Source organism: Povalibacter sp. (genome assembly GCF_036520495.1).
In the GTDB taxonomy this organism is placed as follows: domain Bacteria; phylum Pseudomonadota; class Gammaproteobacteria; order Steroidobacterales; family Steroidobacteraceae; genus Steroidobacter.
This window is the reverse complement of sequence record NZ_DATDJO010000067.1, coordinates 111849-135347: the sequence shown is the minus strand read 5'-3', so window position 1 is coordinate 135347 and position 23499 is coordinate 111849. Positions and strand designations below refer to the sequence as shown.

Genomic DNA, 23499 nt, shown 5'->3' with positions numbered 1-23499 from the left:
TCAGGATTGGCTGCTTGCGGCGACGTCGCGCAAGGCCTGCTCGAACGATCGCACGGATCGGGTTACGTCGGCGGCCGTCGTGGCCCACGAACAGACACTGATGCGGATGACGCGCGAGCCCTTCCAGGTGGAGTTGCCTACCCAGCATTCGCGCAGCGCCTGGATGCGGGCGCAGGCGCGTTCCGTCAGTTCGTCGCTCTGGCATCGGACGACGACCTGATTGAAGACGACATCGTTGAGCACGGTGAATCCGCCAACCTGAGCAAGCTCGCTTGCAAACTGCACCGCCCGCTCGTGCATTCCGCGCACCATTTCATCGATGCCTGAACGTCCGAGGTACTTCAGCGTGGCCCACAGCTCGATGACGATGCAGCATCGACATAGTCCAGGCCGCTGCGCTGCGCCAGCTCGAAGATGTCCTTGCTGCGCAATTCCGCAAACATGCGCGACTGAATATCAGGTTGGCTCATGGCAACGATCCGGTTGAAGGGAATGCAAGCCTAGGCTGAACCGGGCATCTGCCACATGGACAGGAGTGTCGTACTGCCAGGACTACAGAGCTTCGCCGACGCTGATCTTCGATGCGCACATGGCTCTTCTGGCTGGCCACACGGGTCGATGGCACCTGCGCGGTGCCAGCAGAAACTGCATGGACATTCACCGATCGAGGACGACGACGATGCAACGGTCTCTGGTTGCAGCGCTGTGTGCGCTGCTGTTCCTTTCCGCCTGTGGCAGCAGCGATGGCGACAACGATGCCGATCCGGTCACCAACCCGGGCAACGGCGCAGGGGTCGGCGACGATCCTGGAACGGATCCCGGTGAAACTCCCGGAGAAGAACCCGGCGATGCGCCCGACGACTATACGCCCCTGCCTACGGATACCGGCACCCCTGTGGCCGCTGCCGTGAGCGCCGTCATCGGCGCCGCTGGCGGGCAACTTTCGACTGCAGATGGAACGCTGACCGTCGACGTGCCGGCGGGTGCGTTCGATGCGGATCGCACGCTCGCGATTCAGGAAATCACCAACGAGGCACACGGCGCGAAAGGTCGCGCATTTCGCATCACACCCGAAGGTCTGCACACGACGATTCCGATGACTGTTCGCTGGCGCTATACGGATGCCGATGCACTCGGCAGCGATCCACGCGCGCTGACCATCGCGTTCCAGGATGCTGCCCGAATATGGCATACCTATCGCGAACCCGCCCACGATGCCGCGGCTCGAACGCTGTCGGTGCCGACCACCCACTTCAGCGACTGGTCGCTCGTTGCAGGCGTGCAGTTGCTGCCGCATGCCGCGACGTTGAATGTCGGTCAGAGCGTAACCTTCCAGACCGTGGTCTGCGACGAACACGAAGAGAAGGAATCGCCATACGGCGATCTGGCCGTGCCGACGGTGTCCCTGGAGTGTTTCACTACGCCCGCAGCATCCATCCTGACCAGCGAATGGTCGGTAAACGGCGCCCCTGGCGGCAGCGCTCGTCACGGCATCATCGTCGGCAATGGCGACCCGATGGCTCGCAATGCCACCTACACCGCACCGGCGACCAAACCCGCGCCCAACGTCGTGGCCGTATCGGCACGCCACAAGCAACTCGCGAATGAAGATCTGCTGCTGGTCGCCAACGTCACCATCCTCGATGAGGCTGCCACCTGCGATCGCCTGCGCGAAGTACAGAAATTCGATGCGGAAGTGTCCTTCGACAGCTTCAGGTTCAATGCGTCAGCAGAGGACCGGACGCATGCCGGCAATCATCAGGGGCGACTGAAAGGTCGGCTGACCAAGATCGAGACCGGGCCCACCTTTGGCGTCTGGACGTCCTATCTCGAACCGCTGCAGGGAGGCTTCGTCAGGATCAACGACGCGTTCTCCTATACACCGCCCTCCGGCGACGGCTATTCGGGCACTTTCGACGGCAGCGGCGCACCGTTAGCACCCAGCCTGATCACGCTGAAGATCGACTACGCCACCTGCACATTCGACTTGCACAGCGCGTTCGCGGTGGACGCCACGACGATCAAGAATGGCGACATGCTGAGCGGCACGCTGGGTATCGGCTCGCTGTACCTGCACGACCAGCCTGTTCCGCTGGAGCAGTTGGTCAGCGGTACGCTGGAGGGCGAGCGCGACGTCGTCGCTGGGAACGACATCGATGTCACGAACTACGTCCCCGTCCATGACGTCCATGCGGATTGGAGCCTGACCGGCACCACGATCGCGCGATGGATGATCACGCCGGCGCAATAAGAGCAGTCCGGGCCGGCGGTGCGAAACCGTCGGCCCGATTCATTGCTCGCGTTCCACCCAGGCCCGCAGCTCTTCCGGACGCTGCCGCACATACGCCAGCACCTGGCGGCGCTTTTCAGGGCCACGCCGGCCTTCGTCGCCGCCGCTGGCCTCGCCGAAGAACTCCGGCATTCGATGCTCGATGCGCTCGTAGATCCCACGCCAGAGTTTCTTCAACCCATGATCGAAACTTCCAGCCGCTCCGCCAGATAGGTATCGCTCTCGTCGAACAGGGCCAGCCACAACAAGCGTCGCTGCGAGGCAGAGAAACGAAACAAGGGAGGATGATGCTCGAATACGTGCCTCACCGACGTGCCCGGCAAACTGGCGCGTGTCTCCTCGCGAGTCACGCTCAGGAATGCCGGCCGCGCATTCGCCGCGAGTCCATCGAGCGAACTTTCGTTGGCGTAGGCCGCAACGGGAATCCCGCGGCGGCAATCGCCGGCGCGTCATACGCACTGGTCTCGAAGTACATAGCCTGGGTGTTGTAGCCCGAGGCCGCGACACGGAAGGCTTCGTTGGCGATATTAAGACGCTTTGCACATAGGGATCATCGAGATCCTTGCGCCGCTGCGTATAGAAGTTGAGGAAATGGAAACGGCCCGCTGCATTGACGGCGCCGATCTCGGCATCGCTCAACAGCTTGAAGTTTCCGTCGAGAACGCCTGTGCAGATGCGACGAATCACATAGGCGGCGGGGCAAGTGTTGAGTTGTTCCTGCTGCACCCACGTACCGGGCAGCACCAAATCCCATCCCCATCCCTGGATTCGCTGACCGGCGGGCAGCGCCAGGTCTTCCATCAGCGTCGAGGTGATGGCCGGCTCGTCGAGGAGGCGCAGCCATAGATCGGGCAACGAATCGCTCAACCCACGGTCAAGACCCAACCATTCCGGCAGCAGTTCGAAGCATTCACGCAGATCGGCACGAGCCGTCGGGCGAAATCGCAGGCGCGGAATGGGCGGCCGGGAACTCAGAAAGTGACCTCGGGTACGGTGCGTACCGAGGCTCGGGATTGTAGCGGCTAGTGACCAGTAACAGCAGAACCGAACGTGAGTCCGGCCGGCTTTCCAGATCTGACGCGGTGTGAAATCGTGGTTGTTTCCACTAGCCGCGTTCGACCTCCACATGCGAACGCCAGGCATCGAGATCGCCATCGGTGCGCAATGCCGCGATCAATGCGTCCCACCGGGCGTATATCTGCCCTCCCGTCTGCTCCAGCGACGCGCCTACATAGGCGGCACTGTTGCGATCCAGAAAAAGACTGGCTTCACGGGTATTGAGATAGATGGCGTGCTCGCCAGGGCCATCGCACCCGAGAAAGCCCAGGCACACCAGCGCATCGAGCCACTGCCGGGCAGCGCATTCGTTCAACCCGAGCGTATGGCACAGCTGGCGCAACGACCGGGGTCCCTTCGCGAGTTCCGTGAATACGCCGAGCTCCACCGCCGACAGCAGCATCTTCGAGGCGCGGAAGGCGAAACTCGTCTGCAGGATTCGCTCAGGGGACAACATGGGCGTCGCATCGGTGGTGGTTATGCAGCCATGACGCTGCCTGGATGCGCGAAGTAACGCCCAGCTTGGTCAGGATGTTGGCCACGTGCCGCTTCACGGTGTGCAGGCTGAGACCGAACGTGCGGGCGATTTCCTTGTTGGAATCGCCCGCCGCGATGCGTCGCAGAACCTCGTGTTCACGTGCGCTGAGCGGCAAGCGATACGCCGGGCCACGCGCGGGTGCGGCGACCGGTTCGGTCCTGCGTTCGATCAGCAGTTGCTGCAACAGGCGATCGAGGCCTTCGCTCGCTGCCACGCGCGTGAGCGTCTCGTTCAGTGCCCGCTCGAGCACCTCGCGGATCCGGCGGTACGAATCGGGCGATGCCCCGTCCAACGGTATGGAATCGACATTCATGGTGAGTTCTCCCTGGAATGAGTGCATCGTAAGAACGCCCAGCGCGAGCGTCGATCCTCAAAAAGAGACCGGCTCTAAAAGAGCCCTGGCCGAACGGACAGTGCCGCCATCGCACTGCAGTGGCAGGTCGTCTACAAAGACGACCGCATCGTCCGCTAGAATCGGGCGCACGCACCGGCAGGAAGGATCATTCATCTGAGCGTCCGCGCGATTCCCAGGCTCCGCTATCGTCCGATCACCCAACGCGATCTGGCGGATTGCTTCACCTTGTTGCCGCCGTGGCTCGGACTGACCACTTCGCAGACGCGGGCGCTGGCGCGGTTGTGGCAGGACTTGGTCGACGAGCCATCGCTGATCACTGCCGCGATCGAAGACCTCGCACTGCCGGCCGGACAGCGCCTGCAGGCGTGGGGCGTGACGATGATCCTGCCGCGATCGCTGGCAGAGGCACTGTCGCTCGCTGATCGGCCGGAGCCCTTCGTTTCCCGACGTGTTTACGAGGCGTTGCTCGACGGTTCCTTTGCACCGATGAGCGATCGCGAGATCGGTGAAGCCAATGCGCATGGCGAACTGGTCATGCTGATCATGCACTTCTCGCAACGCGACCCCGATATCGCCAGTCCGTATGTGCAGAAAGTCATCGCCGCGGCCAATGACACCTTCCGCACGTTCCACAACGGCTACAACCAGCAGGCGATCTACTACGAAACCGGTGCCAGCCACGATCTCGTCGCCGCCGCATCGGGCTTTGAACCGCTGCCGTATCGCGATGAGTCATTAGTAGCCACGCTATCCGCCGACCAGAAGCTGGCGTTTTATGGGCTCACGCGCTCCCGGGCGGCCACGCTCGTTCCCGGCCCTCTGGCCCGCAACGCCTTCGAACATCAGCCGCCGCTCTTCGGCTTCTCGGCCTCGCAACGCCGACTGCTGTGGCTCGCACTGTTCGACGAATCCGATGAGGCACTCATGGGTCCCTTGGGCGTTTCGGTCCATGGCCTGAAGAAACTCTGGCGCGGCATCTATGAGCGCATCCAGGATCGCATGCCGGAATTTTTCGGGACGGAAACGAGCGTCGATGAAGGTCGGCGCGGGCCCGAGAAGCGCCGCCAGGTCCTCGCGTATGTGCGGCAGCGTCCGGAGGAACTGCGGCCCTGGTATCCGACCTGACAGCAGCGCATCCAAGCCAACACACGAGCACAGGCAAGTGCGCCGTGTACGTGTACACGCACCTGCACGGTTCGGGATATCCTCCGCCGATGGTCACGACGGACACTTCCACTGCTGAATCGACAGCCGCTTATCGCTTCGTCGTCGAACAGAAGACCGCGTTCGTTCATATCCGCGGCAGCGGCCCCCATTCCGAGCAGGCCCTGCGGAGATTCCTGAGCGATGCCGCCGAGGCGGCCGCCGCGTCCGGCACCGATGCTGCCCTGCTGGAACTCCACTTCTCCGGAGCCAGCATGAACTTCGGCGACCTCTACACGATCATCTGCGAACGAATTTCAGATGCCACACGCATGAGACGCATCGCTTTCGTGGATGCGAATCCGCAGCACAGCCTCGATCGCGCCGAGTTCGTGGAACTCGCGGCCAACAACCTCGGCGCCAACGTGCGCCGTTTTCAGAATGTCGTCGATGCGGAACGGTGGCTGTGCGAATAACGCCGGACAGTCCGTATTCACTCGGACCCAGGTGAATGGGCAGCCATCGCTGCGAACTTCCTGCGGGCCGTGTCCAGATATTCGAGCGTCTGACGCCGCTCCTGATCATCGTTGTAGTCGTCACGCGAGCGCGCAGCCTCGATGATCCGATCCATCCAGCGAACGAAGTACGACGCATCCTGCGGTGACTTCGGCGGCGAACCGTCGACACTGACGTAGACGGGACTGGTGGTCGCATACGGATAGAGATCGAAGACGAGCGGATCGGCACGTTCATTCCAGGCGCGCAGCAGGACCCAACCGCTGTTGCTGACCGTGAAGACTCCGTCGAAATCTGCCCGCGTGTGATCCTTGCCGAAGCGGTGCGCTGCCACGACCTTGCCGTTGTGGACCACTTCCAGGTGATCCATCGGTGCGATCGAGCGCATCGCGGCACGAAAACTCAGCCGATGCAGACCCTTTGGCAGAGCGATCGTATCGCCGATATCGTGTCCGTCGACCTGCAACGCCAGCTGCGCGCTGTTGCTTGCAGTACTGCGACCGGCTCGCAGCGCTTCCAGTACGGCATCTGAACTCTTCGCGCCTTTCGTGTGCAGATAGACCCGATTCATGCCGACCGGACCCCGCAAGCTGGCGTAGTTCGTCATCGCGTCGGTGCCCGCACCGGTGGGAACACGGAAGCCGAGGTTCAGCAATCGATACCAGACTGCGGCGGTCGCCTTGTGATCGGCGAAGCCGACGACTTCCACGTAGTCGGTCTTGCCCAGCGCAACGTCTGCAGGGAAGGCATGCGTGAGCGATTTTTCCTTCAGCGGATCGATCGCCCAATCGTAGGGATGCACATAGCCCACGAGCGCACCCTGGCGATGCGCCAGATCGGCGATGACCCCATTGTGGGGAAAGGGTGAGCTCAGAGCGCTGTGCTGATAGGCGCTGAATCCTGGCAGCAGCAGGTGCTCCTTGAGTCCGAGCAAGCCAAGGTGTCCCCAGAAACTCGTGTGATATTCCTGCGACTGATAGATCAGCGCGGGCACGTCCTCTGCGGGCGGCGTTCCGAAAAGCCCTGTATCCGGCACCCGCTGTTCCTTGTTCACCAGCGTGTTGTAGACAACGTCGAGATCTTCTCCGGACGCCTGCCCGACAAGCGTCGGCAATGTCGCGTGATAGTGACCGCCGTAGTTCATGTGGACGTGCAGATCCGCGGTAACGGCATTCGGCGCCCATGCAGGCAGCGCCAACTCATCGAGTTGTACGCGCACTTCGTTGACACCTGAGCGGACCTGGACGGTCTTCTGCACCGGTGAGAATCGCTGTCCTCGCCACACTGTCACGCGCGTCGTGCCGGTTGGAACGGTGACGTCGCACGTGACTGAACAGTGGAAGTAGCGGGCTTCCTCGTGTTGCTGCTCTGGATCGAATCCGTCGTCCGCATGAATCCAGCGGTCATCGGATGCGTAGGCACGTTGATCGCTTCCCACGACGCTGATGCGACCTGCCAGCGTCTCGCCCCGTGAATTCGCGACGTTGATGCGCAAGGTCGACATCGCACGACGATGCTTGCGCGCCTCCGGCTCGATGCGCCGGCGCTCGCCGCCAATAAACTCCTGCAGCCACAGTGAAACGTTACCCGTTTCGTTGCTGATGTAGGCAATGCGCTTGCCGTCCGGCGACCAGCGTGCCTGCGTAAGATCGAAATCGCCGAAGGTCAGCGGCAACGCGGCATCGCCCGCGAGCGTCGTCAGCCAGAGCTGATGCCACTGCCGGCCCTGGTAACTGCTGTAGAGGACACGCTTGCCATCCGGCGCTACTTCCGGTTGCGCGCGCCAGCTGGTCTCTTCGTTGTTGAAACAGCGCGGCGACGCGGCCTCCTGCAGCGATACGACGCAAAGGCTGCCACTGCCATAGGCCACTTCGTGATTCCATACGAAGACGAGCTGCTGACCATCGGGAGTCCAGGACGGGTTGATGGCGTGATCGTGCGTCGAGTAGTAGTAGCGCGAGATCCGGCTCTGACTCGGCGGGACGGCGAATCGTGGCTGCGTCAGGCCAGTACCGCCCAGTTCGGCGACGAACAGATTCAAGTGCCCTGTGCCCGCCGTCGAGACATACGCCAGGCGACGGCCGTCGGGCGAGTAGCGCGGCTGCAGATTCACGGCTCCGCCCTGCGTGAGCGGCAATTCCTTCATCGTCTCGAGATCCAGCTGCCACAGCTCGATCGCATTCCGGTGGTGGCGGACAAAGACGACACGCTTGCCGTCGGGCGACCAGTCCGGCTGAAAGTCGTAGCCGGGGCCGTGCGTCACCTCCACCGCCGTGGTGCCGGCGATCCCCTGTTGCCACAGCGATCCCGCCATGCTGTAGACCAGGGATTTACCGTCAGGCGAGAAATCCACGCTCGATGGACCACTTGTCAGCTGCGGCAGCAGCATCTCGCGGTAGTAATAGTTGTGCGGCAGATCGATCTGCTTCAGTACCGTTTGGCGCGCTGCGTAGGCCGGGCCGGGGTGAACGAAGAACATGGCCGCGAAAAGGCACAAAACGCGCAAAACGGACGGAAGACCGGTAGACCAAGTTGAAAATGCCACCCCGCCTCCCCTTCCGCTTTGTGCCCTTTGCGGGTACTTCTCTTTATTGATTCTGCGCGTCCTCGAGAGACGCCGCGAGAATCGCCAGTGCCTCATCGACATGTGTTCTGGAGATCATCAACGGCGGCATAAAGCGGATGGTGCTCTGGCCGCACGACAGCAGCAGCAGGCCGTTGTGGAACGCGCGATTGACGACGGCGTCGCAGAGTTTGGTGGCTGGTATTTTGCTGCTGCGGTCTTCGACCAGTTCCATGCCGAGCATCAACCCCTTGCCGCGCACGTGGCCGATGCACGGAAACCGCCCCTGCAGATCGCGCAGTTGATTCATGAAGTACGTGCCGACTTCGGCGGCATTCGCCCTGTACTGCGTGTCGACCAGATCGAGTGTTGCGAGCGCCGCCGCACAGCACAGCGGATTGCCGCCGTAGGTATTGCCGTGTGCGCCGCGCTGCCACTTCTCCATCAGCGTTTTCTTCGCGACGACCATGCCGATGGGCAGACCGGAGCCCAGGCCTTTCGCGAGCGACATGATGTCGGGCGCCACACCGAAGTGTTCGCTGGCGAACATCTTTCCCGTGCGTCCGACTCCCGATTGCACTTCGTCGAAGATCAACAGGATGCCGTGCCGGTCGCACAACTTGCGCAGTCCCTGCAGGAACCCGTCCGGGGGCACCAGGTAACCGCCTTCTCCCTGAATGGGTTCGATCAGGATCGCTGCAACTTCCTGCGCGGGGACGTTCGCTTTGAACAACACGTTCTCGATGTAGTTGAGCACGGCTGCGCCTTGATCCTCGCCGGCGAACAATGGCCGGTAGGAATTGGGATACGGAACATGCGTCACGCCCGGCATCGTCGGAAAGAAGCCCTTCTGCTGCGTGTACTTGCTCGACGTAAATGACAGCGAACCCATCGTGCGGCCGTGGAAGCCGCCGAGAAAACCAATGAAGCGCGATCGTCCCGTGACGTAGCGGGCGAGCTTCAGCGAACCTTCGACCGCCTCGGTGCCACTCTGGCAGAAGAAGCTCATCACCGGCTCGCCCATCGGATTCACGGCATTGATCTTCTCCGCGAGTGCCGTCTGGCGTTCGTGCCAGTAGTCGCTGGAGATGTGCAGGAACTCATCCGCCGCGTCCTTGATCGCCTGCACGACGGCCGGATGACTATGGCCCGTCGAGCACACCGCAATACCGGCAGCGAAATCGAGAAAGCGATTGCCATCGACATCCCAGACCTCCGCACCCTTGCCATGCGACATGACGAACGGATAGTCACGCGGATACGAAGGCGACGTGACGAGCGCATCGCGCTTCAGCAACGCCTGAGCCTTGGGACCGGGAAGCGGAGTCTTGATATGTGCGGATTGCATGATCGTCACTCAACGAAGAACGGGAACCAGATGAGAGGAGGAGACGGAAAGGACACAAAGGAGCACAAGAATCTCCGTGCTGAAAATTCTCGATTTGCGCTGCTTTGTGTACCTGCGTCGTCCTTCACTCCACCAACGTCTGCGACTGCTCACGCATGTATTGCGCGAGATAGTAAAACGAAGCGATGGCCTTGCCGGTATTGCCTGAACCCTTCCAGCCACCGAATGGCTGGTAGCCCGGCCAGGCGCCCGTCGTCGCGCCCTGCGGTCGATTCGCATAGGTGACGCCGGCTTCGATGCGATCGAAGAAGTACTGCACCTCCTCGTTCGATCCATACATGCCCGCCGTCAGACCCAGGTCGGAATCATTGGCCAGAGACAGGCCTGCATCCAGATCGCGCACTCGCTGCATCGTCAGGATGGGCAGGAACATCTCCTCGCGCCACAGCGGATCGTCCGGTGCGGCTTCCGCCAGCGTCGGTGTAACGAAGAAACCTTTCGCATAGTCGCCTTCGGCCAGCACCTTGCCCCCGGCAAGGATTTTGGCGCCACGGCTTCGCAACTGCTGCGTGTAGCCCGCATACTTGCGATATGCAGTCTCGTTCACAACGGGTCCGAACCAGTTTTCCGCGCGCGTCGGATCGCCGATGCCGATCGCTGCGATCTTCGCCTGCAGGCGTTGCGACAACTCATCGGCAACGACCGACTCCACGTAGAGTCGCGAGAGTGCCGAGCACTTCTGGCCACCCATCCCGTAAGCGCTGCGCACGATGCCTGCAGCTGCGCGTTCCAGATCTGCCTTCGCAGTCACGATGCAGGCGTTCTTGCCTCCCATCTCCGCGATGACGGGACGCGGATAGCGCCCGGCGCTCATCTGGCGCGCAATGCGCATGCCAACGTCGTACGAGCCGGTGAACGTGATCCCCGCAAGGTGCGGATGCTGCAGCAGCGCATCGCCGATCGCCGTGCTCGGTCCGCTCAGGTAATTGAACACGCCGGCGGGAATGCCGGCGTCACGCAGGCAATCGGCGAGCAGTCGACCGGACCATGGCGTATCGCTTGCCGATTTGAGGACGACAGTGTTCCCGGTCACGAGCGCAGCGGCAACCGGACCGCCGGCGAGCGCGAATGGAAAATTGAATGGCGTAATCACGACCCAGGCACCATACGGTTTCATCACGCTGCGATTGCGCGAGACGGTGTCCGGCAATGGATCATTCGGCAGAACGTGATCGAAACCCTGCCTCTCGAAGTCATCGCAATAGACGTTGAAGAAATCCGCCGTCTCCTGGGTTTCGCCCAGCGCTTCCATGCGGTTCTTGCCCACCTCGAGCGCGAGTGCCGCACCGATGTGATAGACGCGCTCCTCGATCAGCTGCGCAACCCGGCGCAGCAACCGGGTGCGTTCGGCAACCGGCGTAGCGCGCCACGATGGCAACGCCTTGTGCGCTGCCTGCATGGCCCGATCGACATCATCGGCCGTCGCCTGCGGGAACGATCCCAGCAGCCAGTCGCGATCGATCGGACTGCGCTTCTCGCGATGCTGCCCGGCGTGCACATCTGCGCCATCGATGAACAATGCGTGCCGACCGCCCATCTGCGCACGCACGTCCTGCAGTGCCGCCTCGAAACGCGTGTGCATTTCGGCTGGCGGATCGAACATCGTTGAATAGGTGAGCTTGTACATAAGGTAAGAGATAAGACTTTCCACGGAGGTCACGGGGAAGCACGGGGTGGAGAATCCGTCTCTTGCCCCGTGTCACCCCGTGACCCCCGTGGAGATCTTCCGCTTTTCCTCCCCTGATGCCGAGTAGGCCGAACCCACTGCTCGCTCCGATGTCAGATCTTCATCTCCACAAGCAGCTCATCCAGCAACGACAGTGCGTCCTGCAGTTCTTTTTCCTGAATCACCAGGGGAGGTGCGAGCAGGATCAGGTTGCCGCGGAAGGCGAAGGACACATCCCGATCCAACGCGGACTTCACCAATCGACGCAACGCCGGGTGCACCTCGGGCCAGGAACTGAGCGGTTCTCTGCTGCTGCGGTCCCGCACCAGTTCGACAACGGCAAACAGCCCGTCACCGCCGCGCACATCCCCGATCACCGGATGCTTTGCCTGCAACCCGCACAGGCGTTGGAGTAACTGTGCGCCCAGCGCACGCGAACGTGCAATCAGATCTTCTCGTTCATAGGCTTCGATGGCGGCAATGCCCGCTGCACAGGCCAGCGGATGGCCGCAGTAGGTCAGGCCGGTATACAACATCTCGTGTTCGAGCCGTTGCGAGATTCGCGAGGAGAGCACGACGGCGCCGAGCGGCACGTGGGCGCCGGTCAGTCCTTTCGCGAGTGTCATGAGGTCGGGACGACCTGCTTCGCCATACCGCTGCCATGCGAACCATTCGCCGCAACGTCCGAAGCCGCTCATCACTTCGTCCGCGATCAGGTACACACCACGCTCCAGCGTGTGTGTGCGTAACGCCGGCCAGTAGCTGTGCGGTGCGACGATGCCGTTCGTGCCGGCATTGGGTTCCATCATGACCGCGGCGATCTGCTCCGATCCGCGCTCATCGATGAGATCCGCTACACAGCGGGCGCTGCGTTCACCGCACTCCTGCGGCGTCCTGCTATCGAAGGGACAACGATACGCATACGGCGGCGGTACATGAATCACACCAAAGTCGTCCGGGCTGACCTGGTGACGCGTGCGTGTATCGCCGGATAGCGCCATGGTCGCGTAGCTGGCGCCATGATAGGACCGATCACGCGTGATGATCTTGCCGCGGGGTTGACCGGACGCCTGCCGCGCGAACTTCACTGCGTTCTCGTTCGCATCCGCACCGGCCAGCGTGAAGAACACGCGTCCGCCTTCGAAGCCGGAGCGCTCCAGAAGCATCTCTGCCAGTTGCGCCCGTGGACGTGCGCCCCACGCACTGTTGACGAAACACAGCTGCTCTGCCTGGCGGCGGATCGCTGCGATCACGTGCGGATGCTGATGCCCGAGGTTGCTGCACTCGGCAAGACTGCTCATATCGAGAATGCGGCGCCCGTCTTCGGCGTGCAGCCAGGCGCCCTCGCCGCCGACGATGGTCGGCGCGGACCATTCCGACTGCTTGCACCAACTGTGCAGAACCGTCTGCTGTTCTGGATACATTTGCCGGACGCTCCGCGGACGAGATGCGTTTTGTGGCGCATTCGGTGATGATGGAACCGGAGATGGTGTATCTCCTTCCCGATCGATCGGCAATGGGGTCAGGACGCGAATGAAAGTCATCGTGCTGGGCAGCGGCGTCATCGGCGTGACTTCAGCCTGGTACCTGGCCAAAAGCGGCCATCAGGTCGAGGTGATCGATCGGCAGCCGGGCGCCGCCCTCGAAACCAGTTTCGCGAATGCCGGTGAGATCTCACCAGGCTATGCCTCGCCCTGGGCCGGACCTGGCATGCCCGTCAAGGCGATGAAGTGGCTGTTTCAACGTCATGCACCGCTGGTCATGCGCCTGCAGTTGGATCCGGCTCAGTGGCGCTGGGTCGCGCAGATGCTGCGCAACTGCACGACCGAACGCTACGCCATCAACAAGAGCCGGATGGTGCCGATCGCGGAGTACAGCCGCGACGTATTGCGACAGCTGCGCGCCGACCCCGGCATCGCCTACGACGAACGTTCGCAGGGAACGCTGCAGCTGTTCCGGACACAGAAGCAACTCGACGGCGCAGCGGATGACGTCGCGGTGCTGCACAAGCTTGGCGTGCCGTATGAAATGCTGGACCCGGACGGATGCATCCGTGCAGAGCCTGGCCTTGCGGAGGTTCGTCCGATCATCGTGGGCGGCTTGCGATTGCCGCAGGATGAGACCGGCGACTGCCACCTGTTCACGCAGCGACTCGCCGCCATGGCGCAGCAGCAGGGCGTCCAGTTTCACTACGGCACCCGTATCGAGGGAATCGATCGGGAGGGCGATCGCATCACAGGCGTTCGTACCAGCCGTGGCCGATCCGAAGCAGATATATATGTGATGGCCCTCGGCAGTTTTTCGACGCCGGTGGGACGAACGCTGGGGATCGACCTGCCCATCTATCCCGTCAAGGGTTACTCGATCACCGTTCCGATCGTGGATGCCGCGACCGCGCCGCAATCGACGGTCATGGACGAGAGCTACAAAGTCGCGATCACGCGGCTGGGCGACCGCATCCGTGTCGGCGGCACCGCCGAACTGTCCGGATTCAACTCACGACTGCACGAATCGCGGCGCGCCACGCTCGAACTTTCACTGCGCGGCCTGTTCCCACGGGCTGGCGATGTGACCCAGGCGACGTTCTGGACCGGCTTGCGACCGATGACGCCCGACGGCACACCGATCGTCGGCCGCAGCCGCTATTCGAATCTCTACTTCAACACCGGCCACGGAACACTGGGCTGGACGATGGCGTGCGGCTCGGGCCGTGTAATCGCGGATCTGATCTCCGGCAGAGAACCCGATATCGATGTCAGCGGCTTGAGCCTGGCGCGGTATCGCTGACGGCGGGGGGATCGTGTGCTCCCGCGTTCCCGAGCGACGATGCGACCAGCAGCGTCGTCACGGCATGAACGACGCTCTGCCCGGATGAACCGTAACAACCCGCTCGATCGATGCCGGCTGGCTGCGTGAGGCTGCACAATCGTTGGTCTATAGTCGACCCATGCCCTCCTCGGCCGCCTCCGCTCCATCCGTGCCGCGTGGCCTTGCGCGCCTGTTCGGCTGGGGGCGTGTACGAGTCACACTGATCGCATCCGGCGTGCTCGGCTTGTTGATCAGCCTCCCCAACGAGACGGCGACGATCATCGTCCTGGTGCGCGCATTGATCGTCGGCTTCGCCGTCATGCTTGCCTTCGGTGTCTTCGAGCAATGGCCGCGTCGCCTGCCGACCTGGCTGGCCCGGTCAGTTCTGCAGCTCGTCGCAATCGTCATCGTCATCCCCTTTGCGTCCATGCTCGCCTACACGCTCACTATCAAGGACTACGAGAAGTTCTCCGAGGACGCCAGGCGCTCGATGGCGATGGGTTATGCCACGCTGACGTTCACCGGCATCCTGTTTGCTCCGTGGATCGCCGTCGGTGCAATGCTGAAACAGCGCGACGCGTTCGCACGCGAACAGGCGCTTGCCTTCCAGCTCGAACGCAGCCAGCTCGAGCACAGCGCGCTGGATGCGCGGATGCGTCTGCTCCAGGCGCAAGTGGAGCCGCACTTTCTTTTCAATACGCTCGCGAATGTCCAGGCGCTCGTCGACAGTGGATCGCCGCACGCTTCACGAGTGCTGGCGAGCCTGATCGCGTATCTGCGCGCCGCGGTGCCGCGCATGCACGCCCCCTCATCGACACTCGACCATGAGTTGCAGCTGGTGCGGGCATATCTCGACGTGATGCAGATGCGTATCCCGGATCGCCTGCAATTCTCGTTGCGCGTCGACCCGACCGCTCGCGACCTTTCCTGTCCACCGATGACATTGCTGACGCTGGTGGAGAACGCGGTGCGGCACGGTATCGACCCGAGCGAGGAAGGCGGTCGCATCGACATCGACGTGCTGCTGCGAGCAGATCGCTGCATCATCCGTGTCAGTGATACCGGCGTGGGCCTGCAATCGAACAGCGACGGCCTGGGAACAGGCCTGTCGACATTGCGAGAACGGCTGCGCCTTGCCTACGGTGGCAACGCGCAACTGCGACTGCACGCCGTCGAGCCGCACGGCGTCTGTGCGGAACTCGACCTGCCCGCGTCGGAAAACCCGCCATGACTACCCAGCATCCGACTGCCCTGCTTGCCGACGACGAGCCGCTGTTGCGCGATGCCCTGGAGAGGATGCTGCTGCGTGAGTGGCCCGACCTCAGGATCGTGGCGCAGGCACGCAATGGACGCGAAGCGGTCGAACTGTTCGAGAGTCATCTGCCGGATATCTGCTTTCTCGATGTGCACATGCCCGGCATGACCGGCATCGAGGCGGCTCGTCATATCGGCCGGCGTGCGCATCTCGTCTTCGTCACGGCTTACGATCAGTACGCGGTGCAGGCGTTTTCGCAGGGTGTGCTCGACTACCTGGTCAAGCCGGTCGAGCCCGCGCGTCTTGCGGATACCGTCGCCCGACTGCAGGAGCGGCTGCGGGCCGCACAACCGGCGCTGAACACAGACGCCCTGCTGCAACAGCTCACGCAGGCGCTGCGACCCGACTCGTCGCCTGCCCCGCTGCGCTGGATCCGTGCATCCATCGGACCCACGGTGCGACTCATTCCCACCGAGGACATCGACTACCTGCGATCCGATGAGAAATACACGCGGGTCGCGTGGCGCGATGACAGTGGCGCACCGCAGGAAGCCATCGTGCGCACACCGCTCAAGGAACTGATCGCGCAGCTCGATCCGTCACAGTTCGTCCAGGTGCATCGCTCGGCGGCCGTGAATCTGCAGGCGATCCGGCATGTGATCCGCGGCGAGAATGAAACCGCGGACATTCATATCAAGGGACGCGATGAAGTCCTGCCGGTCAGTCGCAGCTATCTGCACCTGTTCCGGCAGATGTAGCGTCAGTCGGCGACGATGGAACATCCCTGATGCGACCGGCCCGGCGAACGAGGTAGTACCCGCCGGTCACGGCCAGCGTCAACGCTGCGATATCCAGCAACAGGTCACCCGTCACGCGATCGAAATCGAGCACGATGATGTGCCGGCCCAAGGCGATGGTCGCAACGATGAGAATGATCTCCAGCCGCAGCCGATGATCCGTGAAATAGGTTTTCAGCGTGTCGAGCAACTCGAGCCCCAGGATGATCAGCAGCACGCCGGCGAATGCACCCTGGATCGCACGCTGCAGGTGCGGAACCGAGCCGACGACGAGCACGCCCTGTGCGCTCGCAAACTGCTTCGCGATCGCCTCGTACAGCAGGTAGCACATTCGGCGACGGCGATCGTCAACACCGTCCCTCTGTCCGGTTTCGTGCGATCGGTCTGCGCAGGATTTCATGTCGGTTGCTGCGCAATTACAAGCCGCACCTTGCGCAGCGCGACGTCAGCCGTCCTCCACCGCCGCACGCAAACGTTCGAGAGCCGCATCCCATTGCGTCGAGATGATGTCGAGACACCGGCGCGCCTCGTCGAGTTTCGCCGGTTCGATTTCCCAGACCTGCTCCCGGCCGCGTCGCAAGCCATGCACCAGACCGGCACCTTCGAGCACATGCAAGTGCTTGGTCACCGCCTGTCGCGTCACATCGGCGTTTGCCGTCAGCGCTGCGATCGACGCCGGTCCGCCAGTGCACAGACGCGCCACCAATCGCAGCCGCGTCGCATCGCCCAATGCCGCGAACACGGGGGCCGCCGCATTGAGTTTCGCTTCAGGGCGCCTGGCTGACATAGCGTTCCAATGCGACTGCCTGCTCGTTCCAGCCGCCGAGGTTTTCCTCATAGACCCGGGTGCGACGCCGCAGCGACAACTGATTGAATCCCGACTCCGTAATCCTGAGTTCGGTCCCTTCCGCAACGTCGCTGAGCTCGAACACCACCAACGTGGTGGGCTCGGTGGAATAGTCCACCGCCGGATCTTTCATGCCCGGGTGCCAGCGCCAGGAAAAGATCGATTCCGGGCGCATCTCCTCCACAAAGAGAAAGTAGTCGTCATCGCTGGCGAACTCGGGCCGCAACACCATCCGCACCCTGGCCCCGGGTTCGAACGTGCCCTCCCATTCGGCGACGCCGAACCAGGAACAGAACGCTTCGATATCCGTCAGCGCATGCCAGACCTTGCTGCGCGGCGCGCGCAAGCGCACGCGCTTGCGGATCGTATAGGGAGCATCGGTGCTCATGCGTGATACCTCTCACGTGAAAGCCCGACGATCGCTCGGGCCGGTCTTACGCCGTTCTCGCAGGCGGCATGACGAGGGATCCACATTAGACAAGGCATCCGTTAAATGCAACCCAATGGTTGCCTGTTGCAGGTGGCATCTGGACTCGCGGGCAACGCTACGTTTCCTGCCGCCGCGCCTGGGCACGACGCTCAGTCCGGATTGGCACGCCACGCCCGGCAGGTGAAACTATCCGCCGCTCGAGCCTGGGAAGCAGTAATGAAAAAGAATCGATGTGGTGGCCGCCACGGCATCGCCGGCCACCCAGGCCGCGCATGCAGTGTTCCAGCGTTTCCCCGGACAATGGGAAGCAGTCGCCGCACGCCGCAATGTCGGTGCGCTGGCGTTCTGGCGCCAAGCCCTCAACGACTATCCGCGCAGCACACACATCGAGGAACACGATGTCATTGACACTCACTGGAATGGCCCGGTGATTCGCTTTCGGATCCACGCATGACCGCATCGCTCCGTTTCGATCTGCCCTCGCCGCATGTCATGAACATTCGTGTCGAGGAATCCGACATCGACGCGTACCAGCACGTGAACAACGCCGTCTATGTCACCTGGTGCGATCACTCCGCCTGGCATCACTCGGCTGCGTTGGGATTACCGATCGGGCGCTGCCTCGAGCTCGGTCGCGGTATGGCCGTGCTGCGCACGTCCATTGCCTATTTGCGGCCGGCTTTCTCCGGGGATTCGCTGCTCATGGCCACGTGGCTGCTGCCTGCACAGGGCCGCCTGTGTCTCCGGCGGCGCTTCCAGCTGCTGCGTCCGATCGATGGCATCACGCTGGCCAGGGCGGAAGTCGAATACGCCTGTATTGAACTATCGAGCGGCCGTCCCGTGCGGTGGCCGGCCGAATTCCACCCGGCCTATGCGATCAGGCCGGACGTGCTCGCCGATCTTCCGACATTGGCGCCGTTGTAAGACCAACGCGGCACGCCGCGATCCGCACTATGTAAAGAGCAATGACGATGTCGTCGCTATTGCGGAACCGATGTCACGACCCAGGCATTTTCCCGTCGCCAACGTCGTCACGTGCGTCTTACCTGGCGACCGCCGCCAGCCGCGCCATGGCATGATGACCGCAGGCATCGCGGCGATCGTTACATAACTCAAGATCATGGCAACGCATCGGTTGAAGTGCGCAAACAAGCAGAGAGGTGACGTATGCAGCATCCGGGGGACAGTCGTTTCGCAGCAGATCCCGACATGGAAGTGGAGCTGAGCGCACAGGACCTGATCCACCTCACGCCTGCAGCGGCGCCCACGCTGCAAACTCTCCAAGCCGCACCCACCGCCACACCGCATGTGACAAACGCAGCGCGTCCCGAGCAGGTGCCGACGCGAGGCCTGTCACCGCGGATCGTCGGCGCGGTTGCGGCGACCCTCGTCGCAGCGTTCGCCCTCGGTGTGCTGACTGAATTCGCACCGCCGCAACGCATCGTGGAGCGACCCGTATCGAACTGGTCGCCGGTCCCCGACCCCGTCGCGACCGAAGTGAACGATGCCCCCACGCTGATGGCGAATCCCTTCGACTCGAGCGAAGTGTTCGAACTGCCTCCCGGCATCAGCAAGGATGAGGCACGCGCCATGGTCGCGGACCTGCTGCTGCAACGAGCCAGCGAGCGGCAGATTTATTCCGGCAACCGACGCTGACGCGCCGATCCTAGCGACTACTCCGGCAGCGGCAACGACGCCTGACCGAAGGCATCGGCTCACACGCAGGTATCGCTGAACCACAGCTTGCGCTGGCACGGCCGCCCGTCGTGCACGTACTTCACAGGAACGTTACCGTCGACGGCGGGACACTGGAGATTCTTGCGGTCGGAAGGTTTTCGGCGAAGCACTGGAGCCGCAGCGGTACTGCGGGGTGCCGGGAATATCGTACACGGGCCCCCACCATGCAGGAGCCCACGCTCTTCCCTCTGAGAGATCCGGAAGTGACGCGGCTATCGCGTCACTTCCGGGTACAGCGGCTATCAGAAGTTATAGGTCAACGTGACGCCGTAAGTGCGCTTGTCCGGCAACACCAGGCGAATCTCGTTCAACGTCGAGTTGCTGAACAACACGTCGTTGGCACGCAGACCCTCCTGGATGTGGTCGTCGTTCGTCAGGTTGTTGATGAACGCTTCGATCCGGATGGAGTCGTTGGAAATGCCGCCGCGAAGGTTGAACAGATTGACCGGCGAGATCCATGCTTCGTTGGTCGGATCGACGAAGATGCGGCTACGACCACGGTAGTCGAGGCGCGCGAACAACTCATACTCGTCGTTCAGGTCAGCACGGAACGTCGGCGAGATCGCCCAGGAGACCTTTGGCGTCCGCTCGAGCTGATTGCCGGTGACGTTCGAGCTGCCGCGGATGCGCAGGCCGCCGGGGGTGTAGACGTAGGACTTGATCTCGTTGTCCGCGTAGTTCCAGTTGGCGCTCACGCTGAAGTTGTGGTTGAACACGTACTCCGCATCGAGCTCGATGCCCTGCAGGTTCACCTTGCCGATGTTCTGCGTGACGCCGACCGGCTGCAACGTGTTGTCCGTGCGTATTGCGAACACCGAGTTGGTCACCTGGCCGTTCATCCAGTCCGAGTAGTACAGCGCGACGACCGTTCGCAGCGTGTTGTCGAGCCAGGTGTGCTTGAAGCCGATCTCGTAGTTGTCGAGCTGCTCCTGCTCGAAGGAGATATTGGAGCCTGCCGTTGCCACCTGATCGAGGATGTACTGCGGCTGGCCGACGAGCTGCGCGTTGAAGCCGCCCGGCTGATAGCCACGGGAGAACAACGCGTACACCAGGGAGTTCGGCGCGAACTTCCAGTCGACCGTGACACGCGGCGAGAAGCTCGTGAACGTCTCGCTGAGCGGCGGCGCCTGATTCGGATACACGATGTGCTGTGTGATCTTGTCCCACTGGTAGCGACCTTCGGCACCCACCGTGACCGTGTCGGTGACGTCGTAGTACAGACCACCGAAGACCGCTGGCGTATCGACGTCCCTATCCTGCTTCGAGCCGCGGATCAGGCCGGAGTAGGACACGCCAGGGTTGCTGCCCGGAGGACCCCACTCCTTGTAGTAGTTCGCGCCGAACGTGCCGCGCAGGCTCCACGACTGTGGCGTCGTGAGGCGCAGCTCCTGACTGAAGTCGTGCAGCAGGCTCTGGTTCAACACGGCCATGTGCTGGTACGGCGCGCTGGCATTGGGGTTGGTGCCCCAGTTCGGGTTCGGGTAGCTGCGTCCGTCGCGATAGAGCTGTTCCTGCATCAGGCCGAACTTGGTCGAGTGCAATGCAGAATTGGAGCTCAAGGCGAAGCCGTTGTCGAATTCGTAGTCCATCTTCAGGTGGGCTACCGACACTTCACGCTTCATGCCGTAGCGATCGTTGAACGTCGGATTGAACGTGAGCGGATAGTTGAATCCACCCTCGAACAGCATCCCGTAGGTGTAGGGATCCATGTAGTCATTGATGGAAATGATCTTCGGATCCAGCTGCGAAACACGCGGCAGCGCGCCGCAATGATAGAGCCCGCCACCCGAAGTACCGCCGAGGTTGCAGAACAGCTCGGAGCCCGACTTGAGTGCCGCAATTGTCGGCGAGCCGTCGTCATCGACGGTGAAGCTGAGCAGCGACCGCGCAGTGAACTTCTCGCTCGGCTCCCACAGGAAGGTCGCCGCAATCGACTCGGTGCTGCGACCGCCCGTCATCGAACCCGGATCACCGCCATTCTCGTAGTAGCCGCCGAACGAATAGTGACGCGCATTGACGCGTACGCCGAGCGTGTCGCTGAGCGGACCTTCGAGGGTCAACGATGTGTCAGAGCCGTCGAAGTTGGTGAGTTCCGAACGGACCCGGCCCTGGAATGTATCCGAAGGACTCTTGGTGACGAAGTTGACGGCACCCGCAAACGTGGAGCGACCGAAGTAGGCGCTCTGCGGTCCCTTGAGTACTTCGACACGCTCGAAGTCGAGGACGTCAGGTGCGCGCGAGCCGGCATAGGGAGCACCGTCGATGAACGACAGGCCCGCTGCAACCGACAGGCCACGGAACGTCAGGCGCATCGAGGAGCGGTCGCCGCGCGCCGCGCCGCCGACGCTGGCATGCAGACCCGGCGTGAACTCCGCCAGTTCAATCATGCTCTTGACACCGCTGCTCTCGATCTCGGCAGCGCCAACCGCGCTGATCGCCACCGGCACCTGCATCAGGTTTTCGTCACGGCGCCGCGCCGTGACCGTGATCTCTTCCAGTTGAGCCGAGATGCCGTCCTGGGCATACGCCGCCGACATCGGCGTTGTACTGGCAACGGCTGCGGCGGCCAGCAAGGCCGATTTATTGAAACGATGACGCATTCTTATTGTCTCTCGACCACAGTGTTGTTGAACTATCGAACCAGGGACGCACAGACATCCAGCCGCCCGACCAATGGCCAGGCGATACGGACGACTTGGGGGATGCTGTGGCCGAGGCGCTACTTGAAATTGAAATCTTCAGGATCACTGAACGTGACATTGAGGGTTTGCGTCGGCACCACCGATCGCATGTTGGAGTGATGCAATGCGAGTCCATGCACTGCGATGAAATCACCAGGACCCATGCGGCACACGCTGCCGTCCTGCTGAGTGATCTCTGCACCGCCGGACATCACACCAACGATGCGTGCCTGATTCGTCAGGTGCATCTCGTATTCGTTGCTGAGCTCGCTGTTCTGGTTGAACGCCAGCCCCCAGTACACCGCCGACTGCTTCTCACTGATCGACTCCATTTTGTCGACCGGATGCAGCTTGATCTCCACATCCTTGGTATAGGACCGACCATTCTCGTCCATCGCCATCGCGCAAAGCTTGAACATGTGTGCTCCGCAGATTGAGTCGTAGAGTTAAGGGCTCGGGCGAACTTTGCGAGGATCGAACGGCGCATCGGTCGCGATGAACTCCGAATCCTCGAGCAATTCCCAGTAGCCGGTTTCGCCTTTCATTTCGCGCAGCACGTCGCCCGCGACGACTTCGAAAACCTGATCGCCTTCGTAGCGGATCATCCGGCCTTTCGCGATGTAGATGAGCACGTCGACTTCATAGCCGGTCGGCGCAGTCACGCCGCCCTTCTTCAGACGCGCATGGCGAATCGAATTGCCGTCGAACGGATAGCGCTTGACAGAGTAGGTTGCCGCTTCCTTCGGTGCCTTGCGCACCTCGTCGGCCGTACGGACGGTCGTCCACTTGCCGTCGCTTTGCCACTGGGCAATCGTCGTCGTCGGCAGATCCTTGCCGCGCACGACCTTCGCAACCGGCTTCTCGGCGGTCGAACCGACGAATGCCTGCAGAACGATCGTGTCCTCCTTCGGCTTCATGTTGCGCAGTTCACCGCTCGGCAGGGACACGGCATCCCCGGCATTGAGCACGACTTTCTTGCCCAGCACGGTGACTTCCGCCGAACCCTGCAGCATGAAGAGCTCGGTTTCAAAGGTGATCTGATGGATCACCGGACCGTCGCTCTTGCGGAAGGTGAGCACGCGCATCGCGCCCGTAGGGAACTTGTAGGCCTTTGCTTCGTACTTCGACGCGCCGGCAGGCGCACGAGCGACACCGGCAGCACCTTCGCCGATGAGCACGCGCGAGCCCGTCTGCTCGCCGACGACCTTCTGGACGATGTCCCATTCGGCCATCGGCACCGGCGTCACGGACTTGCCGGGAATGAAGATCGCATCCTGCGCAATGTGCGCCAGCGGCTTCGCCGACTCGAGGGGCGCCACCTGCGCGACCGCGTAGCTGGAGAGCGTTACGGCACCCAACAGCGCAATGCGGAGGTTCTTCATCAGGCCCTGCTGCTTTTTCATATTGCG

The 23499-nt window shown here is 62.3% G+C and carries 25 protein-coding genes; 10 read left to right on the top strand and 15 right to left on the bottom strand.

Annotated features, from left to right (window positions below):
• Together VIZ63_RS23230 and VIZ63_RS23225 are read right to left on the bottom strand one after the other, a co-directional pair.
• On the bottom strand, positions 1-285 hold the full coding sequence (locus VIZ63_RS23230) for a hypothetical protein (RefSeq protein ID WP_331612203.1): 285 nt from the start codon (positions 283-285) through the stop codon (positions 1-3).
• A gap of 56 nt (positions 286-341) precedes the next feature.
• The gene (locus VIZ63_RS23225; RefSeq protein WP_331612202.1) at positions 342-470 is read right to left on the bottom strand and encodes a hypothetical protein; all 129 of its coding nucleotides are present in this window, start codon (positions 468-470) and stop codon (positions 342-344) included.
• Between the two features lie 209 nt (positions 471-679).
• Between VIZ63_RS23225 and VIZ63_RS23220 the strand changes: the two genes are divergently transcribed.
• Complete coding sequence (locus tag VIZ63_RS23220; protein ID WP_331612201.1) at positions 680-2251, top strand: hypothetical protein; 1572 nt, start codon at positions 680-682, stop codon at positions 2249-2251.
• Positions 2252-2290: 39 nt separating this feature from the next.
• On the opposite strand, the gene VIZ63_RS23215 is transcribed toward VIZ63_RS23220, so the two are convergent.
• Positions 2291-2467 (bottom strand): hypothetical protein, encoded by a 177-nt coding sequence (locus VIZ63_RS23215; RefSeq protein ID WP_331612200.1) that lies wholly within the window; start codon positions 2465-2467, stop codon positions 2291-2293.
• A 360-nt stretch (positions 2468-2827) separates the two neighbouring features.
• On the opposite strand from VIZ63_RS23215, the gene VIZ63_RS23210 reads away from it, so the two are divergent.
• The gene (locus VIZ63_RS23210) at positions 2828-3136 is read left to right on the top strand and encodes a hypothetical protein (RefSeq protein WP_331612199.1); all 309 of its coding nucleotides are present in this window, start codon (positions 2828-2830) and stop codon (positions 3134-3136) included.
• Positions 3137-3395: 259 nt separating this feature from the next.
• On the opposite strand, the gene VIZ63_RS23205 is transcribed toward VIZ63_RS23210, so the two are convergent.
• Together VIZ63_RS23205 and VIZ63_RS23200 are read right to left on the bottom strand one after the other, a co-directional pair.
• Positions 3396-3803: a methyltransferase family protein gene (locus VIZ63_RS23205; protein WP_331612198.1), complete on the bottom strand. Its 408-nt coding sequence runs from the start codon at positions 3801-3803 to the stop codon at positions 3396-3398.
• The gene (locus tag VIZ63_RS23200) at positions 3790-4197 is read right to left on the bottom strand and encodes a response regulator transcription factor (RefSeq protein WP_331612197.1); all 408 of its coding nucleotides are present in this window, start codon (positions 4195-4197) and stop codon (positions 3790-3792) included. Before VIZ63_RS23200 ends, VIZ63_RS23205 begins: the two co-directional genes overlap by 14 nt.
• A 267-nt stretch (positions 4198-4464) precedes the next feature.
• Between VIZ63_RS23200 and VIZ63_RS23195 the strand changes: the two genes are divergently transcribed.
• Positions 4465-5364 carry a hypothetical protein gene (locus VIZ63_RS23195; protein WP_331612196.1) on the top strand — a complete coding sequence of 300 codons (900 nt, stop codon included), beginning with the start codon at positions 4465-4467 and terminating at the stop codon, positions 5362-5364.
• Positions 5365-5453: 89 nt separating this feature from the next.
• Positions 5454-5858 carry a hypothetical protein gene (locus VIZ63_RS23190; protein WP_331612195.1) on the top strand — a complete coding sequence of 135 codons (405 nt, stop codon included), beginning with the start codon at positions 5454-5456 and terminating at the stop codon, positions 5856-5858.
• A gap of 17 nt (positions 5859-5875) precedes the next feature.
• On the opposite strand, the gene VIZ63_RS23185 is transcribed toward VIZ63_RS23190, so the two are convergent.
• The 4 genes from VIZ63_RS23185 to VIZ63_RS23170 all read right to left on the bottom strand — a co-directional run bounded on the left by VIZ63_RS23185 (position 5876) and on the right by VIZ63_RS23170 (position 12959).
• Entirely contained in the window at positions 5876-8377 is a 2502-nt protein-coding gene (locus tag VIZ63_RS23185) for a CehA/McbA family metallohydrolase (protein WP_331612194.1), read from the bottom strand.
• A 109-nt stretch (positions 8378-8486) separates the two neighbouring features.
• On the bottom strand, positions 8487-9809 hold the full coding sequence (locus tag VIZ63_RS23180; protein ID WP_331612193.1) for an acetyl ornithine aminotransferase family protein: 1323 nt from the start codon (positions 9807-9809) through the stop codon (positions 8487-8489).
• A 124-nt stretch (positions 9810-9933) separates the two neighbouring features.
• Positions 9934-11496 (bottom strand): aldehyde dehydrogenase family protein, encoded by a 1563-nt coding sequence (locus tag VIZ63_RS23175; RefSeq protein ID WP_331612192.1) that lies wholly within the window; start codon positions 11494-11496, stop codon positions 9934-9936.
• A gap of 152 nt (positions 11497-11648) precedes the next feature.
• Positions 11649-12959 (bottom strand): aspartate aminotransferase family protein, encoded by a 1311-nt coding sequence (locus VIZ63_RS23170; protein WP_331612191.1) that lies wholly within the window; start codon positions 12957-12959, stop codon positions 11649-11651.
• 109 nt (positions 12960-13068) lie between these two features.
• Here VIZ63_RS23170 and VIZ63_RS23165 point away from each other — a divergent pair, with 109 nt between their 5' ends.
• From VIZ63_RS23165 to VIZ63_RS23155, 3 genes are all read left to right on the top strand, one after another.
• Positions 13069-14322 (top strand): D-amino acid dehydrogenase, encoded by a 1254-nt coding sequence (locus VIZ63_RS23165; protein WP_331612190.1) that lies wholly within the window; start codon positions 13069-13071, stop codon positions 14320-14322.
• A 160-nt stretch (positions 14323-14482) separates the two neighbouring features.
• Positions 14483-15574 carry a sensor histidine kinase gene (locus VIZ63_RS23160; RefSeq protein ID WP_331612189.1) on the top strand — a complete coding sequence of 364 codons (1092 nt, stop codon included), beginning with the start codon at positions 14483-14485 and terminating at the stop codon, positions 15572-15574.
• On the top strand, positions 15571-16356 hold the full coding sequence (locus VIZ63_RS23155; RefSeq protein ID WP_331612188.1) for a LytTR family DNA-binding domain-containing protein: 786 nt from the start codon (positions 15571-15573) through the stop codon (positions 16354-16356). Before VIZ63_RS23160 ends, VIZ63_RS23155 begins: the two co-directional genes overlap by 4 nt.
• Here VIZ63_RS23155 and VIZ63_RS23150 read toward each other — a convergent pair.
• The 3 genes from VIZ63_RS23150 to VIZ63_RS23140 form a co-directional block, all read right to left on the bottom strand.
• Positions 16319-16726 carry a phosphate-starvation-inducible PsiE family protein gene (locus tag VIZ63_RS23150; RefSeq protein ID WP_331612187.1) on the bottom strand — a complete coding sequence of 136 codons (408 nt, stop codon included), beginning with the start codon at positions 16724-16726 and terminating at the stop codon, positions 16319-16321. The genes VIZ63_RS23155 and VIZ63_RS23150 overlap by 38 nt on opposite strands.
• A 114-nt stretch (positions 16727-16840) precedes the next feature.
• Positions 16841-17182, bottom strand: coding sequence for a metalloregulator ArsR/SmtB family transcription factor (locus VIZ63_RS23145; protein WP_331612186.1), 342 nt, complete (start codon positions 17180-17182; stop codon positions 16841-16843).
• Positions 17163-17630: an SRPBCC family protein gene (locus tag VIZ63_RS23140; protein ID WP_331612185.1), complete on the bottom strand. Its 468-nt coding sequence runs from the start codon at positions 17628-17630 to the stop codon at positions 17163-17165. The genes VIZ63_RS23145 and VIZ63_RS23140 overlap by 20 nt, the downstream gene beginning before the upstream one ends.
• 277 nt (positions 17631-17907) lie before the next feature.
• Between VIZ63_RS23140 and VIZ63_RS23135 the strand changes: the two genes are divergently transcribed.
• The 3 genes from VIZ63_RS23135 (at position 17908) to VIZ63_RS23125 (ending at position 19328) form a co-directional block, all read left to right on the top strand.
• The gene (locus VIZ63_RS23135) at positions 17908-18126 is read left to right on the top strand and encodes a hypothetical protein (protein ID WP_331612184.1); all 219 of its coding nucleotides are present in this window, start codon (positions 17908-17910) and stop codon (positions 18124-18126) included.
• Complete coding sequence (locus tag VIZ63_RS23130) at positions 18123-18596, top strand: acyl-CoA thioesterase (RefSeq protein WP_331612183.1); 474 nt, start codon at positions 18123-18125, stop codon at positions 18594-18596. Before VIZ63_RS23135 ends, VIZ63_RS23130 begins: the two co-directional genes overlap by 4 nt.
• Before the next feature lie 243 nt (positions 18597-18839).
• On the top strand, positions 18840-19328 hold the full coding sequence (locus VIZ63_RS23125) for a hypothetical protein (RefSeq protein ID WP_331612182.1): 489 nt from the start codon (positions 18840-18842) through the stop codon (positions 19326-19328).
• Between the two features lie 323 nt (positions 19329-19651).
• On the opposite strand, the gene VIZ63_RS23120 is transcribed toward VIZ63_RS23125, so the two are convergent.
• The 3 genes from VIZ63_RS23120 to VIZ63_RS23110 form a co-directional block, all read right to left on the bottom strand.
• Entirely contained in the window at positions 19652-22009 is a 2358-nt protein-coding gene (locus tag VIZ63_RS23120; protein WP_331612181.1) for a TonB-dependent receptor, read from the bottom strand.
• 119 nt (positions 22010-22128) lie between these two features.
• Positions 22129-22509, bottom strand: coding sequence for a hypothetical protein (locus VIZ63_RS23115; protein ID WP_331612180.1), 381 nt, complete (start codon positions 22507-22509; stop codon positions 22129-22131).
• A gap of 27 nt (positions 22510-22536) precedes the next feature.
• A complete protein-coding gene (locus VIZ63_RS23110) occupies positions 22537-23493 on the bottom strand; it encodes a hypothetical protein (RefSeq protein WP_331612179.1) in 957 nt (318 codons plus the stop codon).
• Positions 23494-23499: the final 6 nt, after the last annotated feature.

Bases quoted from the DNA above. Each gene is read 5' to 3' on its own strand.
- VIZ63_RS23225 (WP_331612202.1), bottom strand. From the start codon at position 470: ATGAGCCAACCTGATATTCAGTCGCGCATGTTTGCGGAATTGCGCAGC.
- VIZ63_RS23220 (WP_331612201.1), top strand. From the start codon at position 680: ATGCAACGGTCTCTGGTTGCAGCGCTGTGTGCGCTGCTGTTCCTTTCC.
- VIZ63_RS23205 (WP_331612198.1), bottom strand. From the start codon at position 3,803: ATGTTGTCCCCTGAGCGAATCCTGCAGACGAGTTTCGCCTTCCGCGCC.
- VIZ63_RS23200 (WP_331612197.1), bottom strand. From the start codon at position 4,197: ATGAATGTCGATTCCATACCGTTGGACGGGGCATCGCCCGATTCGTAC.
- VIZ63_RS23190 (WP_331612195.1), top strand. From the start codon at position 5,454: ATGGTCACGACGGACACTTCCACTGCTGAATCGACAGCCGCTTATCGC.
- VIZ63_RS23185 (WP_331612194.1), bottom strand. From the start codon at position 8,377: ATGTTCTTCGTTCACCCCGGCCCGGCCTACGCAGCGCGCCAAACGGTA.
- VIZ63_RS23180 (WP_331612193.1), bottom strand. From the start codon at position 9,809: ATGCAATCCGCACATATCAAGACTCCGCTTCCCGGTCCCAAGGCTCAG.
- VIZ63_RS23175 (WP_331612192.1), bottom strand. From the start codon at position 11,496: ATGTACAAGCTCACCTATTCAACGATGTTCGATCCGCCAGCCGAAATG.
- VIZ63_RS23170 (WP_331612191.1), bottom strand. From the start codon at position 12,959: ATGTATCCAGAACAGCAGACGGTTCTGCACAGTTGGTGCAAGCAGTCG.
- VIZ63_RS23165 (WP_331612190.1), top strand. From the start codon at position 13,069: ATGAAAGTCATCGTGCTGGGCAGCGGCGTCATCGGCGTGACTTCAGCC.
- VIZ63_RS23160 (WP_331612189.1), top strand. From the start codon at position 14,483: ATGCCCTCCTCGGCCGCCTCCGCTCCATCCGTGCCGCGTGGCCTTGCG.
- VIZ63_RS23155 (WP_331612188.1), top strand. From the start codon at position 15,571: ATGACTACCCAGCATCCGACTGCCCTGCTTGCCGACGACGAGCCGCTG.
- VIZ63_RS23150 (WP_331612187.1), bottom strand. From the start codon at position 16,726: ATGTGCTACCTGCTGTACGAGGCGATCGCGAAGCAGTTTGCGAGCGCA.
- VIZ63_RS23145 (WP_331612186.1), bottom strand. From the start codon at position 17,182: ATGTCAGCCAGGCGCCCTGAAGCGAAACTCAATGCGGCGGCCCCCGTG.
- VIZ63_RS23140 (WP_331612185.1), bottom strand. From the start codon at position 17,630: ATGAGCACCGATGCTCCCTATACGATCCGCAAGCGCGTGCGCTTGCGC.
- VIZ63_RS23130 (WP_331612183.1), top strand. From the start codon at position 18,123: ATGACCGCATCGCTCCGTTTCGATCTGCCCTCGCCGCATGTCATGAAC.
- VIZ63_RS23125 (WP_331612182.1), top strand. From the start codon at position 18,840: ATGCAGCATCCGGGGGACAGTCGTTTCGCAGCAGATCCCGACATGGAA.
- VIZ63_RS23120 (WP_331612181.1), bottom strand. From the start codon at position 22,009: ATGCGTCATCGTTTCAATAAATCGGCCTTGCTGGCCGCCGCAGCCGTT.
- VIZ63_RS23115 (WP_331612180.1), bottom strand. From the start codon at position 22,509: ATGTTCAAGCTTTGCGCGATGGCGATGGACGAGAATGGTCGGTCCTAT.
- VIZ63_RS23110 (WP_331612179.1), bottom strand. From the start codon at position 23,493: ATGAAAAAGCAGCAGGGCCTGATGAAGAACCTCCGCATTGCGCTGTTG.